This is a genomic window from Lentzea sp. NPDC055074 (assembly GCF_053608005.1).
In genome coordinates, this window is the sequence record NZ_JBSGUQ010000002.1 from 1 (window position 1) to 11,737 (window position 11,737).

At 71.1% G+C, this 11,737-nt stretch carries 16 protein-coding genes; 8 read left to right on the plus strand and 8 right to left on the minus strand.

Annotated elements, in window-relative coordinates:
* Positions 1 to 216 precede the first annotated feature (216 nt).
* The gene (locus ACWF7A_RS03935) at positions 217 to 480 is read left to right on the plus strand and encodes a LuxR C-terminal-related transcriptional regulator (RefSeq protein ID WP_452248910.1); all 264 of its coding nucleotides are present in this window, start codon (positions 217 to 219) and stop codon (positions 478 to 480) included.
* Between the two features lies 1 nt (position 481).
* Here ACWF7A_RS03935 and ACWF7A_RS03940 read toward each other — a convergent pair whose 3' ends face one another.
* Positions 482 to 712: a hypothetical protein gene (locus tag ACWF7A_RS03940; RefSeq protein WP_452248911.1), complete on the minus strand. Its 231-nt coding sequence runs from the start codon at positions 710 to 712 to the stop codon at positions 482 to 484.
* Positions 713 to 763: 51 nt separating this feature from the next.
* On the opposite strand from ACWF7A_RS03940, the gene ACWF7A_RS03945 reads away from it, so the two are divergent.
* Positions 764 to 1,381 (plus strand): TetR/AcrR family transcriptional regulator, encoded by a 618-nt coding sequence (locus ACWF7A_RS03945; RefSeq protein ID WP_452248912.1) that lies wholly within the window; start codon positions 764 to 766, stop codon positions 1,379 to 1,381.
* Here the strand turns inward: ACWF7A_RS03945 and ACWF7A_RS03950 are convergent.
* Positions 1,340 to 1,783, minus strand: coding sequence for an SRPBCC family protein (locus tag ACWF7A_RS03950; RefSeq protein WP_452248913.1), 444 nt, complete (start codon positions 1,781 to 1,783; stop codon positions 1,340 to 1,342). The two genes, ACWF7A_RS03945 and ACWF7A_RS03950, sit on opposite strands and share 42 nt — an antisense overlap.
* A gap of 84 nt (positions 1,784 to 1,867) precedes the next feature.
* On the opposite strand from ACWF7A_RS03950, the gene ACWF7A_RS03955 reads away from it, so the two are divergent.
* Positions 1,868 to 2,338, plus strand: coding sequence for a winged helix-turn-helix transcriptional regulator (locus ACWF7A_RS03955; protein ID WP_452248914.1), 471 nt, complete (start codon positions 1,868 to 1,870; stop codon positions 2,336 to 2,338).
* A gap of 4 nt (positions 2,339 to 2,342) precedes the next feature.
* Here ACWF7A_RS03955 and ACWF7A_RS03960 read toward each other — a convergent pair whose 3' ends face one another.
* Positions 2,343 to 3,521, minus strand: a complete 1,179-nt coding sequence (locus ACWF7A_RS03960; RefSeq protein WP_452248915.1) for a thiolase family protein — start codon at positions 3,519 to 3,521, stop codon at positions 2,343 to 2,345.
* Positions 3,522 to 3,558: 37 nt separating this feature from the next.
* The gene (locus ACWF7A_RS03965) at positions 3,559 to 3,975 is read right to left on the minus strand and encodes a MarR family winged helix-turn-helix transcriptional regulator (protein ID WP_452248916.1); all 417 of its coding nucleotides are present in this window, start codon (positions 3,973 to 3,975) and stop codon (positions 3,559 to 3,561) included.
* 56 nt (positions 3,976 to 4,031) lie between these two features.
* On the opposite strand from ACWF7A_RS03965, the gene ACWF7A_RS03970 reads away from it, so the two are divergent.
* Both ACWF7A_RS03970 and ACWF7A_RS03975 read left to right on the plus strand, forming a co-directional pair.
* Complete coding sequence (locus ACWF7A_RS03970) at positions 4,032 to 4,730, plus strand: alpha/beta fold hydrolase (RefSeq protein WP_452248917.1); 699 nt, start codon at positions 4,032 to 4,034, stop codon at positions 4,728 to 4,730.
* A 159-nt stretch (positions 4,731 to 4,889) separates the two neighbouring features.
* Positions 4,890 to 6,905 (plus strand): protein kinase domain-containing protein, encoded by a 2,016-nt coding sequence (locus ACWF7A_RS03975; RefSeq protein ID WP_452248918.1) that lies wholly within the window; start codon positions 4,890 to 4,892, stop codon positions 6,903 to 6,905.
* Here ACWF7A_RS03975 and ACWF7A_RS03980 read toward each other — a convergent pair.
* Complete coding sequence (locus tag ACWF7A_RS03980; RefSeq protein WP_452248919.1) at positions 6,894 to 7,457, minus strand: TetR/AcrR family transcriptional regulator; 564 nt, start codon at positions 7,455 to 7,457, stop codon at positions 6,894 to 6,896. The two genes, ACWF7A_RS03975 and ACWF7A_RS03980, sit on opposite strands and share 12 nt — an antisense overlap.
* Positions 7,458 to 7,565: 108 nt before the next feature.
* Here ACWF7A_RS03980 and ACWF7A_RS03985 point away from each other — a divergent pair, with 108 nt between their 5' ends.
* Positions 7,566 to 7,994, plus strand: coding sequence for a DUF6069 family protein (locus tag ACWF7A_RS03985; RefSeq protein ID WP_452248920.1), 429 nt, complete (start codon positions 7,566 to 7,568; stop codon positions 7,992 to 7,994).
* 48 nt (positions 7,995 to 8,042) lie between these two features.
* Here ACWF7A_RS03985 and ACWF7A_RS03990 read toward each other — a convergent pair whose 3' ends face one another.
* Positions 8,043 to 8,780: a D-Ala-D-Ala carboxypeptidase family metallohydrolase gene (locus ACWF7A_RS03990; RefSeq protein WP_452248921.1), complete on the minus strand. Its 738-nt coding sequence runs from the start codon at positions 8,778 to 8,780 to the stop codon at positions 8,043 to 8,045.
* 189 nt (positions 8,781 to 8,969) lie between these two features.
* Between ACWF7A_RS03990 and ACWF7A_RS03995 the strand changes: the two genes are divergently transcribed.
* A complete protein-coding gene (locus tag ACWF7A_RS03995; protein WP_452248922.1) occupies positions 8,970 to 9,557 on the plus strand; it encodes a hypothetical protein in 588 nt (195 codons plus the stop codon).
* A 9-nt stretch (positions 9,558 to 9,566) separates the two neighbouring features.
* Here the strand turns inward: ACWF7A_RS03995 and ACWF7A_RS04000 are convergent, their stop codons facing one another.
* On the minus strand, positions 9,567 to 10,211 hold the full coding sequence (locus ACWF7A_RS04000; protein ID WP_452248923.1) for a dihydrofolate reductase family protein: 645 nt from the start codon (positions 10,209 to 10,211) through the stop codon (positions 9,567 to 9,569).
* A gap of 170 nt (positions 10,212 to 10,381) precedes the next feature.
* Here ACWF7A_RS04000 and ACWF7A_RS04005 point away from each other — a divergent pair, with 170 nt between their 5' ends.
* On the plus strand, positions 10,382 to 10,918 hold the full coding sequence (locus ACWF7A_RS04005; protein ID WP_452248924.1) for a phosphotransferase-like protein: 537 nt from the start codon (positions 10,382 to 10,384) through the stop codon (positions 10,916 to 10,918).
* A gap of 49 nt (positions 10,919 to 10,967) precedes the next feature.
* Here the strand turns inward: ACWF7A_RS04005 and ACWF7A_RS04010 are convergent, their stop codons facing one another.
* Positions 10,968 to 11,639 carry an AIM24 family protein gene (locus ACWF7A_RS04010; protein WP_452248925.1) on the minus strand — a complete coding sequence of 224 codons (672 nt, stop codon included), beginning with the start codon at positions 11,637 to 11,639 and terminating at the stop codon, positions 10,968 to 10,970.
* Between the last annotated feature and the right edge of the window lie 98 nt (positions 11,640 to 11,737).

Genomic DNA, 11,737 nt, shown 5'->3' on the forward strand with positions numbered 1-11,737 from the left:
GTGCGGATGTGCCGCCCACGTTCTGAGCCACACCACTGGAGACGGTTCTTCGGCGCGTCGTGGCTCAGCCACGGCGCGCCTTTCGCACGCCCTCGTCCAGGCCGAGTAACGGCGACGTTCAACCTGAAGATGCCTGCCATTTGGCATCCATGTGCGGACTTTTGATTGACAGTCGCCAATAGTCCGACATACCGTCGCCTTATGACTGTGACCCCCATGACATCGGTGGTGGCCGCGCACCCCGTTGGGTGGACGCGCAACGAACCGACGACGGACACCCAGCACCTGCTGCAGCTCATGCGCACCGGTGCGACCGATCGTGCGATCGCCCGTGAGCTGGACGTCAGCCTGCGCACGCTGAACCGCCGCATCGCCCGCCTGCAGTCGTTGCTGGGTGTGCAGTCGCGCTTTCAGCTGGGAGTGCTGGCCGCCGAACTGGAGTGGCTCTCGGTGACCCCGCCACGCGCGTCGGGGGAGTAGGTCAGAGGCGCAGGACCGGCGGGTCTCCGGGCGAGGGCGTCTCGGGCGTGCGCTCGGCCTCGGCCTGGATCTCGACGTTCGTCCGGTGTGAGACGGGGTCCCAGATCTCCTCGAAGGGCGCCATCAGCGACTGGCCGCTGCCGGTCCGGCGCGCCCGCAGGGCGTACCAGGTGAACGCCACGAGGGTGAGCGGCACGCTGAGGAACGCGGCCACGCTAGCCAGGAGACCCATGCGCCCGACGGTACAGTGACACGGTGTTTCCAGAAACGCGGTGTCACTGAAATGGCCCGGCTGACGCGCGCGGAGCAGCAGGCGCAGACGCACGAGCACCTGCTGGGCTCCGGTCGTGAGGTGTTCCTGCGGCAGGGTTTCCTGAAGACGACGGTCGAGGAGATCGCCGCCGAGGCCGGCTACACCCGTGGCGCCGTCTACAAGCACTTCGGCGGCAAGGAAGGCCTGTGGCTGGCCATCGTCGAAGCCGACACCGACCTCCATCTCCAGGGCCTGCGGGCCGCGCTCGGTGGGACCGCCGGCCGCGAGGAGCTGATCGCGGTCCTGGCCGGCGCGCCGGACGAGGCGCGGAAGTGGACCAAGGCGGCCGCCGAGGTCCTCGCCGCGACGGCCCGGCAACCCGAGATCGCCACTCGGATCGCAGCCCTCCAGGCACGTCACGACGACCAGGTCGTGGCGTGCCTGGGCGAGCACGTCGAACGGCTGGGGATCACGCCCGCGCTACCCCTGCCCCAGCTGGTCGTGATGCTCGGGGCGCTGGGCATCGGGCTGGCGCTGCGGCAGTCGGTCGCCCCGGCCGGCGATCCCGCCGCCATCCTCGCCCACGTCCTGGACGGCGCCCTGCCGTCAGGCGGCGGCGCCGAACAGGGCGGTCAGCCGCTCCAGTGACCGTCGCATCGAGGCCTTGTTGCGCCGCGGCACGGGGGAGAGGTCGAGCAGCAGCGGGACACGAGCCGTCGACCAGTCGAACGTCTCGGTCACCTCGGTGGTGCCGTCGCCGAGGGGCGTGAGCTGCCAGCGCCAGCGGTGGCCGTTGAAGTGGCGCCAGGCGATCAGCCGGTTCTCCTCGAACTCCACGACGGTGTTCTCGATCTTGTACGCCAGACCGATCTTCATGTCCATCCCGAACGCGGCACCGAGCGTGAGCCGGTCCGGTGCGTCCGGCCGCGGCGCGAGCACGGAGCCGGAGCCGTCGATCAGGGGATGCTTCGCCGGGTCGGCGAGCAGGTCGAAGATCCGTTCGGCGGGGGCGGGGACGGTCGTGGTGACGGAAACACTTCTCTTCGGCACGTTCGCAAGCCAAGCATTCGCGGCCGATCCATGCACAACGCGGGCTGGGTTTGCTCGGCACAAGTCAGAGGTAGGCTGCCCGTCATGGCCATGCGGATGAACGGGCCACTGGCCGCGCTGGACCAGTGGCAGCCGGAGGGGTGCTCGATCGCGAAGGCGCTGGACGTCGTCGGCACCAAGTCGGCGATGTTGCTGCTGCGCGAGGCCTTCTACGGCACGACCCGGTTCGACGGCTTCGTACGGCGCGTGGGGATCACCGAGGCGGTCGCGGCCAAGCGACTCAAGGAGCTCGTCGAGGCGGGCCTGCTGGAGAAGCGGCCGTACCAGGAGCCCGGCGCGCGCACCCGGTTCGAGTACGTCCTCACCGAGAAGGGGCGCGCGCTGCTCCCGGTCGTCGTCGCGCTCATGCAGTGGGGTGACGCGTACCTGCAGCCCGCCGGCGCTCCGTTGCAGGTCGTGTCCGCCGAGACCGGCGAGCCGGTCCGCGTGCTGGTCGCCCCGTCCGGCTCCGCCTCGCTGGAGCCCGAGGGGCTGGCGGTGCGGATCAACCGGTGAGGCGTCAGAGCCTCTCGACGACGGTCGCGTTGGCGAGCCCGCCCGCCTCGCACATGACCTGCAGCCCGTAGCGGCCGCCGGTCTGCTCGAGGGTGCCGAGCAGGGTGGTCATCAGGCGCGCGCCGGAGCCGCCGAGAGGGTGGCCGATCGCGATGGCGCCGCCGTTGACGTTGACCTTGGCGAGGTCGGCGCCGGTCTCGGCCTGCCACGCGAGCACGACGGGCGCGAACGCCTCGTTGACCTCGAAGACGTCGATGTCGTGGACGCTCAGCCCTGCGCGGGCGAGCACCTTGTGCGTCGCCGGGATGATGCCGGTGAGCATCAGCAGCGGGTCGTCGCCCGCGACGGCGAACGAGTGGACGCGGGCGCGCGGCGTGAGCCCGAGACGTGCGGCGGCCTCCTCGCTCGTCACCAGCACGGCCGCGGCGCCGTCGTTGACCGGTGAGCTGTTGCCCGCGGTGATGCGCCAGTCGAGCTCCGGGAACCGCTGCTCCCAGTGCTCGGCGCGGAACGCGGGCCGCAGCCCGGCCAGGGCCTCGGGCGTGGTGTCCGGGCGGATCGTCTCGTCGGTGGCGAGGTCGTTCACGTGCACGATCTGGGAGTCGAAGAACCCGTTCTTCCACGCCGTGGCGGCGCGTTGGTGCGACTCGGCGGAGAACTCGTCGAGCTGTGCGCGGGAGAGGTTCCAGCGATGGGCGATGAGCTCGGCACTGATGCCCTGCGGCACCAGCCCCTCGGGGTAGCGCGCGCCGACCGCGGACCCGAGGAAGTCCTTGCCCAGGGTCTGCGACCCGATCGGGATCCGGCTCATCGACTCGACCCCGGACGCGATCACGACGTCGTAGGCGCCGGCCATCACGCCCTGCGCCGCGAAGTGCAGCGCCTGCTGGCTGGAACCGCACTGCCGGTCGACCGTGACGCCGGGCACCGACTCGGGGAAGCCGGCGGCGAGCGCGGCCCAGCGGGCGGTGTTGCCCGACTGCTCGCCGACCTGCCCGACGGCGCCGCTGATCACGTCGTCGACCGCGGCGGGGTCGAGGCCGGTGCGCTCGACGAGAGCAGCGAGGACGGTGCTGTGCAGGTCGACGGGGTGGATCTCGGAGTACGCGCCGCCGGGCTTGCCCTTGGCCAGCGGCGTGCGGACGGCGTCGACGATGACTGCATGCTGGCTATGTGAGGACATAGTCAGCACGATAGACCCTGACTAGTGCCAAGCCAAGTCAGAGGTCGCTGCCGAGCGCGACCTCCAGGAGGTCGCCCAGTTGGTCGAGCTGCGCGGACGACAGCCCGCTGAACGACGACTCGATGATCCGGTCGGCCAGCGCCTGTCCCTCGGCTCGCAGCCGGGCGCCCTCCTCGGTGAGGCGATGGCGCACCGCCCGGCCCGGTCCCGGAACCCGTTCGACGAGCCCGCGTTCGGCCATGCGCACCGCCAGTGAGCCGAAGGACTGGTCGGTCTGGAACGTCAGCACCGCGAGGTCGTGCAGCGACGCGTCCGGTTGCCGGTGCAGGTGGCGCAGGGTGTCCCACTGCACGAGGGACAGCCCGAGCGGGGCCAGTGCCTGACTCAGCGCCCGGTGGTGGCGGTGTTGCAGGCGCTTCACGGCGAGCGCGACGTCGGCGGGGCGGTGGGTCACGAGGGGCAGCTTAACCAACCTTGCTTATATAAGCATCCTTACTTAAGGTTCCTTATATGACTCCTCGAACCCACCTCCTGCTGCACGGTGGCGGCGGTGCCGCCACGATGACCCCGTTCGCCGAGCTGCTGGCCGAACGCACCGGCGCCCAGGTGCTCGCGCCCGTCCATCCCGGGTTCGGCGGCACCCCGAAGCCCGCCGGGCTGACCGGTGTCCGCGAGCTCGCGCGGCACTACGTCGAGATGCTGGACTCGCTGGACCTCGCGGACGTGGTGGTGGCCGGCAACTCGTTCGGCGGCTGGCTGGCGGCCGAGATCGCGTTGTGCGCGAGCCCCCGCGTCAGCGCCGCGATGATCGTCAACGGAATCGGCGTCGAGGTCGACGGCCATCCCATGACCGACGTGCGCGGCCTGAGCGTCGCCGAGATCCGCTCGTTCTCGTTCCACGACCCCTCGAAGCTCCCGGTGCCGCCGAGCGGTTCGGGGCCGAGCCCGGACGTGCAGGCGCTCGTCGGGTACGCCGGACCGTCCATGTCGGACCCCACGCTGCTCGGCAGGCTCGCCGACGTGAAGATCCCCGTGCACGTGCTGTGGGGCGAGAGCGACCGGATCGTGGACCCCGCGTACGGCAAGGCTTACGCGGCCGCGATCCCGTCGGCGACGTTCACGCTGCTCCCGCGCACCGGTCACCTGCCGCAGGTCGAGACGCCCGAAGAGCTGATCACGGCCATGACGTCCGTCATTCCCGGGACGTGACGCCGAGGCCGTGAAGGTCGCCGAGGACGGCGGATGGCTCTGACCTGACCGTGTCGATCACTTTCGAGCGACTGCCGACGTAGGCTGCCCGGCGGAACCCGCGACGGTCGGCGTGCGTCGACTCGAACGGGAACAGGCCGCTCGGAAAACACGAGGACGATGACGGAAGAGACGTTCGGGCCGTACCGGATCGAGGAGCTACTCGGGCGCGGCGGGATGGGCGAGGTGCACCGGGCCTACGACACGGCGCACGACAGGTTCGTGGCGCTCAAAAGGCTCTCGCCCGGCTACCACGACGACGAGGACTACCGGGCCCGCTTCCGCCGCGAGGCGCAGATCGTCGCCAGGCTGCGCGAGCCGCACGTCATCCCGATCCACGCCTACGGCGAGATCGAGGGCCGCCTCTACCTCGACATGCGACTCGTCGAGGGCGCCGACCTCTCCGACGTGATCCGCGAGGGCACCATCGAGCCGTCGAGGGCCGTCACCATCGTCGACCAGGTCGCGAGCGCCCTCGACGCCGCCCACGCCGACGGCCTCGTGCACCGCGACGTGAAGCCGTCGAACGTCCTCGTGACCTCCGGCGACTTCGTGTACCTGGTGGACTTCGGCATCGCCCGCAGCGTCTCCCCGGCCGCCACCAGCCTCACCGCCTCCGGCTCCGTGGTCGGCACCCTCGACTACATGGCTCCGGAACGCTTCGAGAGCGGCCCGGTCGACGGCCGAGCCGACGTGTACGCCCTGGCCTGCGTGCTGTTCGCGTGCCTGGCGGGGCGCCGCCCGTTCACCGCGGACGGCACCGCCGCCCAGATCTGGGCGCACATGAAGGAGGAGCCGCCCAAGGCGTCGCCGCTGAACCCGGCGGTACCGGCGGCGCTGGACGCGGTCATCGCGAAGGGCATGGCGAAGGACCCGGCCGACCGGTACGCGACGGCGGGGGCGTTGGCCCGGGCGGCGGCTCAGGCGCTGGCCGCACCCGTGACGCCGCCTGCGACCTCGCCCACGACTCCGCTGGGCGGCGCGGTCGCGCCCGCGGCCCACCCCGCGACTCCGCCTGGCGGCGTGGCCTCACCGGCTGCGCACCCCGGCGCCCAGTCCGGTGGCGGTCAGGCGGCGGCCCCTCCCGGCACCCCGCCCGGTGGCAACCAGGCGGTGGCGCACCCCGGCACCCCGCCCGGTGGCAACCAGGCGGTGGCGCACCCCGGCACTCCGCCAGGCGGTCAGGCAGCGGCGCACCCCGGCACCCCGCCCGGCGGTCAGGCCGCGGCACACCTCGGCACTCCACCCGGCGGCCAGGCCGCGGCGCGGTTCGGCCCGCCGACTCCGCCAGGCGGCCAGTTCCCGCCCACCGCCCCGCCCGGCCAGACCCACAACGGCCCGCTCCCACCCGGCACCCCCGCGGGAAGCCGGCCACGACCCGCCTCGGCGCAGTTCCCCCAGCAGCGACCCCAGCAGGCCTTCCACCCGGCCACCGGCCCCCACCAGTACCCGCCGACCCGCGTCCAGTCCCCGTCCCCGGCCAAGCGGATCGCCCTCGCCGCAGGCGTGGTGGCGCTGGTGGCGGGCATCGTCGCCACCATCCTGATCATCGGCAACGGCGAGAAGACCCAGGGCTCCGGCACCACCGCCGGCACCACCCCGTCCAGCACCACGACGACGACCTCCACGTCCGCCTCCAAGGTCACCACCACGACCCGGTCACCGGAGTACGACAAGCTGGTCGGTGCCCTCCCGGCCGTCTTCCGCACCGGTCCGCCGTGTGCGCCCGCCGCCCCGGACAACGGCGTGGTGGCGGCGGTCCGCTGCACCGGCGCGAAGCCCGACGGGCTCGGGTTCCCGCCGCCGGCCGAGGCCGAGTTCCGGCTGTTCGCCGACCGGGCGGCCCAGGACGCGTTCTTCAAGACGTTGGTGACGAGCCGGGGCATCCCGCGGATGGACGAGCGCGGCGGCTGCCGGCCCAAGTCCGACCCCATCCACTACGCGCTCTACTACCGCGACGTCTCCGGGCCGTTGGACGGCGAGTTCACCACGTGCTTCCTCGACGGCGGCAACGCCCAGGTCTGGTGGGTCGACACGAAGACCCTCACCATCGGCGCGCTGAAGAAGCCGGGGGACGTCGACGTCCTCGACAAGCTCGACCTGTGGTGGAACCACCAGATCCTGTCAGCGTTCTAGGTGTCCCTCGAGGAACCGCCGCACGACGGTCTCGGGGTCGGCGGGCGCCTGGGTGGCCCGCTGGTCCACCCGCCGGGCGAAGGCGCGCATCATCAACGGTCCGATGAGGGCGAAGAACGTGTGCCGCGGCGGTTCCACGACGAGGGCCCCGCGCCGCTGGTGGTGCAGGATGACGGCGTCGACCTTCTCCAGCAGTGACTCGGGCGCGGCGAGCACCGCGGCCACCTCCGGGCTGAACTTGGCCTCCCGCATGAGGGTCAGCACGACGCCGCCGCGCCTCTCGTAGAGCGACGAGTAGTAGCCCACGATCGTGAGCAGGTCGGCGGCCACGTCGTCGCCGGGTGTGTCGAGGTCGAGCGAGAACCCCGCGAAGTTGCCGCGCACGGCCTCCCGCAGCAGGTTCTCCTTCGAGCCGAACCGGCGGAACAGCGTCGCCTCGTTGATCCCGGCGGCGTCGGCGATCGCGCGGGTGGTCGCGCGTTCGTACCCCTGCTCGGCGATCACCTCCAGCGCCGCGTCGTACACCGCCTGGTCGGTCACCCGGCTCGCCACTCACCCTCCTCGACATCAATGCAAGTGGACACTTGCATATGTGAGGCCGGATGGCTACGTTGAATGCAAGTGACCGCTTGCAAATCAGTCTATCGAAGGACGGGGCTCATGGCCGACACCACCGCTCGCACCGGAGCTCTCGCGCCCACCGCCGCGGAGGTCGTCGTCGGCCTGCTGGGCGCCGCGGTGATCTCGATCGTGGTCAACGCGCTGATCGCGCTGGTCGCGGGCAAGTTCATCCCGGACGGCACCGAACGCATGGGCCTCGCGGTGGCGGAGTACGCGCCGGCGACCGTGATCGGCATCGCGCTCGGCACGCTCGGCTGGTACCTCGTGCGCCGCTTCGCCGGCGACCCGCGGCGCGTGCTGCGCGTCCTGGTGCCGGCGGTGGTCGTGGTCTCGTGGATCCCGGACCTGGGCATCCTCGCGGGAGGCGCCTCCCTGGTGAACTCGCTCGCCCTGATCGCGATGCACACCGTCGTGGCCGCCGCCACGGTGCCGGTGCTGTCCCGGGTCATGCCGCTCGACGCCCGCTGACAGCGCACGGAGAACGGGGGCCGCGCCGCCGCGCGGCCCCCAGCCGTGTCAGGACACGCCGCAGCTCGGCGCCGACCAGAAGCGCGACGACTTGTGGGCGACGTGCACGTGGTCGTTGTGGCCGGTGTAGCCCGGACCGAGGATCTCGTTGAAGCCGTGGTTGCGAGCCTGCTTCGCGAGCGCGCAGAAGCCCTGCGCACCGGCGCCCAGGTCGACCGCGTCGCCGTAGAGGTGACGGCTACCGGCCGCGCCGCCCACGGCGTTGTTGCACGACACGCTGCGGAAGCCGCCGTTGACGTCGATCGGCCTGTCACCCATCGCGTGGCGCATGGCCTGCAGCTTCCACATGGACACCAACGCGTTGGCACGCGCCGTCGCCGCGGACACGTTGCCGCCCGACCAGTCCGAGTTGCAGTTGTTCAGCTCGTCGTAGGTGAAGTTGATCGGCGTGCAGTCGTTGTCCTGCAACGCGTAGATCTTCGCGAACGTCGCCGGCCCCGCGATGCCGTCGGCACCGAGCCCGTAGGCCTGCTGGAACCGCGTCACGGCCGCCTTCGTGCCGGCCCCGAACTGCCCGTCCAGCCCGAGCACCGCGCCGTAGCCCGGGTAGCCCGCCACCCGGATCTGCAGCTGACGCACGTCCTCGCCCGACGCCCCCTGGGAGAGCGTGCGGCCCCACGTGTAGCAGGCGTCCGCCGCCGAGGGGTCCGCCTGCGCCGCGACGGGCGCGGTGACCACGATGCCGGACAGCAGGGCCAGCACCGGTAAGACGAAACGGAGTTTCATGACAAGCGCCACCTTTCGATCACAGGGAGGTGCAGCGTGTCGAGGTCCCACCGGGTCTGTCAACGACCAACCAACTCCGTCCCTGGTTGGGCGCTCGGAAACCACCCGGATAGCCGGACGGTTCGAACGGGCGCGCGGTGAGCTCGAAACGCGGTGGCGCGGTCACGCCACGGCGATGACCATGGAACGGTGAACTTCGACAACGGGGCAGCGCTGGGCGCGGCGGCGGCGGACTTCCTGCGGCGGCACCTCATCCGGCCCGGTGTGCGCGACGGCGTGACCCTGAAACGCGGCCTGACGGACGCGGAGCTGGCCGCGGCGGAGGAGGTCTGCGAGATCGAGTTCGCCGACGACCACCGCGCCCTGCTCGCCGAGGTGCTGCCGGCCGGGCCCGGCTGGCCGGACTGGCGCGGCGGCGACCCCGGTGTCCTGCGGGACCAGGCCGGCTGGCCCGTCCGCGGTGTGCTGTTCGACGTGGAGGAGAACGAGTACTGGCACGAGGGCTGGGGAGAGCGGCCGTCCGGTGACGCCGAGGCCGTCGAGCAGGCGAGGCACCACCTCGCGTCCGTGCCGCGGATGGTCCCGGTGTTCCTGCACCGCTGCCTGCCCGCGGGACGTGGCACCTTCGGCAACCCGGTGTTGTCCCTGTACCAGACGGACGTCATCTACTACGGCTTCGACCTGCTCGACTACGTCGCCCACGAGTTCTACGTCCGCGACCCGGAACGGCCGTGGCGGCACCCGAAGCCGATCCCGTTCTGGGACGACCTGCTCTAGCCCGCGTCGTCACTTCCGCCAGAACAGGTGGTGCGTCACCCCGCTCGAACTGGGCACGACGTCGACGTGGAACCGGTCGAGCAGCTCGTCGGGCGACTTCCACAACGGCACCCCGTGCCCGAGCTCGACCGGCGACACCGCGACGTGCAGCGTGTCGATCAGGTCGGCGTCGAGGAACGCCCTGATCGTGGTGGCACCGCCGCCGATCCGCACGTCCTTGCCCTGCGCGGCCTCCTTCGCGCGCCGCAGGACGTCCGCGGGCTCGGCGTTCACGAAGTGGAACGTCGTGTCGGACAGGGTGAACGACGGCCGCTCGTGGTGGGTCAGGACGAAGACCGGCGTGTGGAACGGCGGCTCGCCGCCCCACCAGCCCTGCCAGTCGTGGTTCTCCCAGGGGCCGCGGTGCGGGCTGAACTTGTTGGCGCCCATGATCTCCGCGCCGATGTTGTGCGCGAAGTCGCGGGTCAGGTAGTCGTCGAGGCCGCGGGTGCCGCCGGGGTCGGTGCGGTTGGGCCAGCTCGCCGTGGCACCCGCCCACGCGAACATCGTGCCGGGGTCGGCGTGGCCGAACGGCCTGTCGAGGGTCTGGTCCTCACCGGCGCCGAAGCCGTCCCGGGACACTACGAAGTTCTGGACCTTCACCAGCTGGGGCATGGAGCTTCCTTCCACTCTTGGTCGTCAGGTGGACCGCGGCGGTCGCGAGAACTCATCGGTCCGGCGGGAAGATCATGCTCCTCGGGCGACCCCGGTGCCTCCCGGCGTCCGGTCAAGTGCGGAGATCAGGACTTGGTCGTCCCGCCTGCCCGCCGCTAGCTTTCGCAGCCGTGACTGGCGAAGTGATCATCCTGACCGGACCGCCCGCGGCGGGGAAGACGTCGGTGGCGGGACTTCTCGCGACCGGCGCGGACGTCCCGACGGTGCACCTCGTGACCGACCGGTTCTACCGCTCGATCCGCACGGGTTTCGTCCTGCCGTTCCTGCCCGAGGCGCACGGGCAGAACGAGGTCGTCGTCGACGCCATCGTCAGCACGGCCGCCACGTTCGCGCGCGGCGGGTACGACGTCGTGGTCGACGGCATCGTGGGGCCGTGGTTCCTGCCACCGTTCCGCGCGCTCACCCCCGACCTCGTGGTGTCGTACGTCGTGCTCAGGCCGAACCTGGACGTCACCCTGGGGCGGGCGCAGGAGCGTGCCGACGAGGAGCTGAAGGACGTCGAGGCGATCACCGGCCTGCACACGGCGTTCGCCGATCTCGGCGACCTCGAGGGTCACGTGCTCGACAGCGGCGGACTCGACCCGGAGCAGACGGCGGCCGAGGTCCGGCGCGTGCTGGCCGCGGGCCGCCACCGGCTGGTCCACTGAGGACGGAGGACCGTCCGGGCAGCGGCTGCCCGGACGGGTCCGCACGGCGTCACTGTGCGGTCGGCAGCGGGTGCCCTTCCGAGGCCTGCACGACGACGATGCCGTTGCCCTGCAACGCGAGCTGGTACGCCTCGCCCGAGCCGCGGCCGATGATGGCGCCGAGCTTGGCCGTCTTGCGGATCGACGACTGCAGCGAGGTCGACCACAGCACCGCGGACTGCATGTCGACATAGGTCGGCACGTCCACGTTCAGCACGACCGGCGTGCCGTAGGCGGTGACGGCCAGGGCGCCCGTGCCCGTGAACGTGGTGTTGAACAGGCCGCCGCTGAGCAACGACGCGCCCTCGGTGCGGTTGATGTCCCACTGCAGCGTGCTGTCGAACGCGAGCACGTTGCGGCCGTTGACGGTGACCGACTCGTTCTCCAGGTAGAGCACGAAGATCTCGTCGGCGTCCTGGGCGAGGAACACGTCGCCGCTGCCCGACACCTTCATCAGCGACATGCCCTCACCGGTGAAGGCCTTCTTGAACAGCTTGCCGATGCCGCCGGCGCCCTCGTAGGCGAAGTCGACGTCGCCCTGGTAGGCGACCATCGACCCCTGCTTGGCGAAGAAGAACCCGCCGCTGCCGGTGAGGTCCACCTTCAACATGCGTTCGTTCTGCAGTTGGAAGCTTCCCGGCTCTACGGCCCGTTCCTGGTGGTTGAACAGTGAGCTGCGCATGCCCAGATGATGCAGGTGATCTTGGGTCCGTGCACCGCCGGGGTGGAATCGCGAAGCGCACTTTACAAAGAGTCCTCTCTTGTCAAATCAGCTTTACG

Bases quoted from the DNA above. Each gene is read 5' to 3' on its own strand.
- ACWF7A_RS03935 (WP_452248910.1), top strand. From the start codon at position 217: ATGACATCGGTGGTGGCCGCGCACCCCGTTGGGTGGACGCGCAACGAA.
- ACWF7A_RS03940 (WP_452248911.1), bottom strand. From the start codon at position 712: ATGGGTCTCCTGGCTAGCGTGGCCGCGTTCCTCAGCGTGCCGCTCACC.
- ACWF7A_RS03945 (WP_452248912.1), top strand. From the start codon at position 764: ATGGCCCGGCTGACGCGCGCGGAGCAGCAGGCGCAGACGCACGAGCAC.
- ACWF7A_RS03955 (WP_452248914.1), top strand. From the start codon at position 1,868: ATGGCCATGCGGATGAACGGGCCACTGGCCGCGCTGGACCAGTGGCAG.
- ACWF7A_RS03960 (WP_452248915.1), bottom strand. From the start codon at position 3,521: ATGTCCTCACATAGCCAGCATGCAGTCATCGTCGACGCCGTCCGCACG.
- ACWF7A_RS03970 (WP_452248917.1), top strand. From the start codon at position 4,032: ATGACTCCTCGAACCCACCTCCTGCTGCACGGTGGCGGCGGTGCCGCC.
- ACWF7A_RS03975 (WP_452248918.1), top strand. From the start codon at position 4,890: ATGACGGAAGAGACGTTCGGGCCGTACCGGATCGAGGAGCTACTCGGG.
- ACWF7A_RS03985 (WP_452248920.1), top strand. From the start codon at position 7,566: ATGGCCGACACCACCGCTCGCACCGGAGCTCTCGCGCCCACCGCCGCG.
- ACWF7A_RS03990 (WP_452248921.1), bottom strand. From the start codon at position 8,780: ATGAAACTCCGTTTCGTCTTACCGGTGCTGGCCCTGCTGTCCGGCATC.
- ACWF7A_RS04000 (WP_452248923.1), bottom strand. From the start codon at position 10,211: ATGCCCCAGCTGGTGAAGGTCCAGAACTTCGTAGTGTCCCGGGACGGC.
- ACWF7A_RS04010 (WP_452248925.1), bottom strand. From the start codon at position 11,639: ATGCGCAGCTCACTGTTCAACCACCAGGAACGGGCCGTAGAGCCGGGA.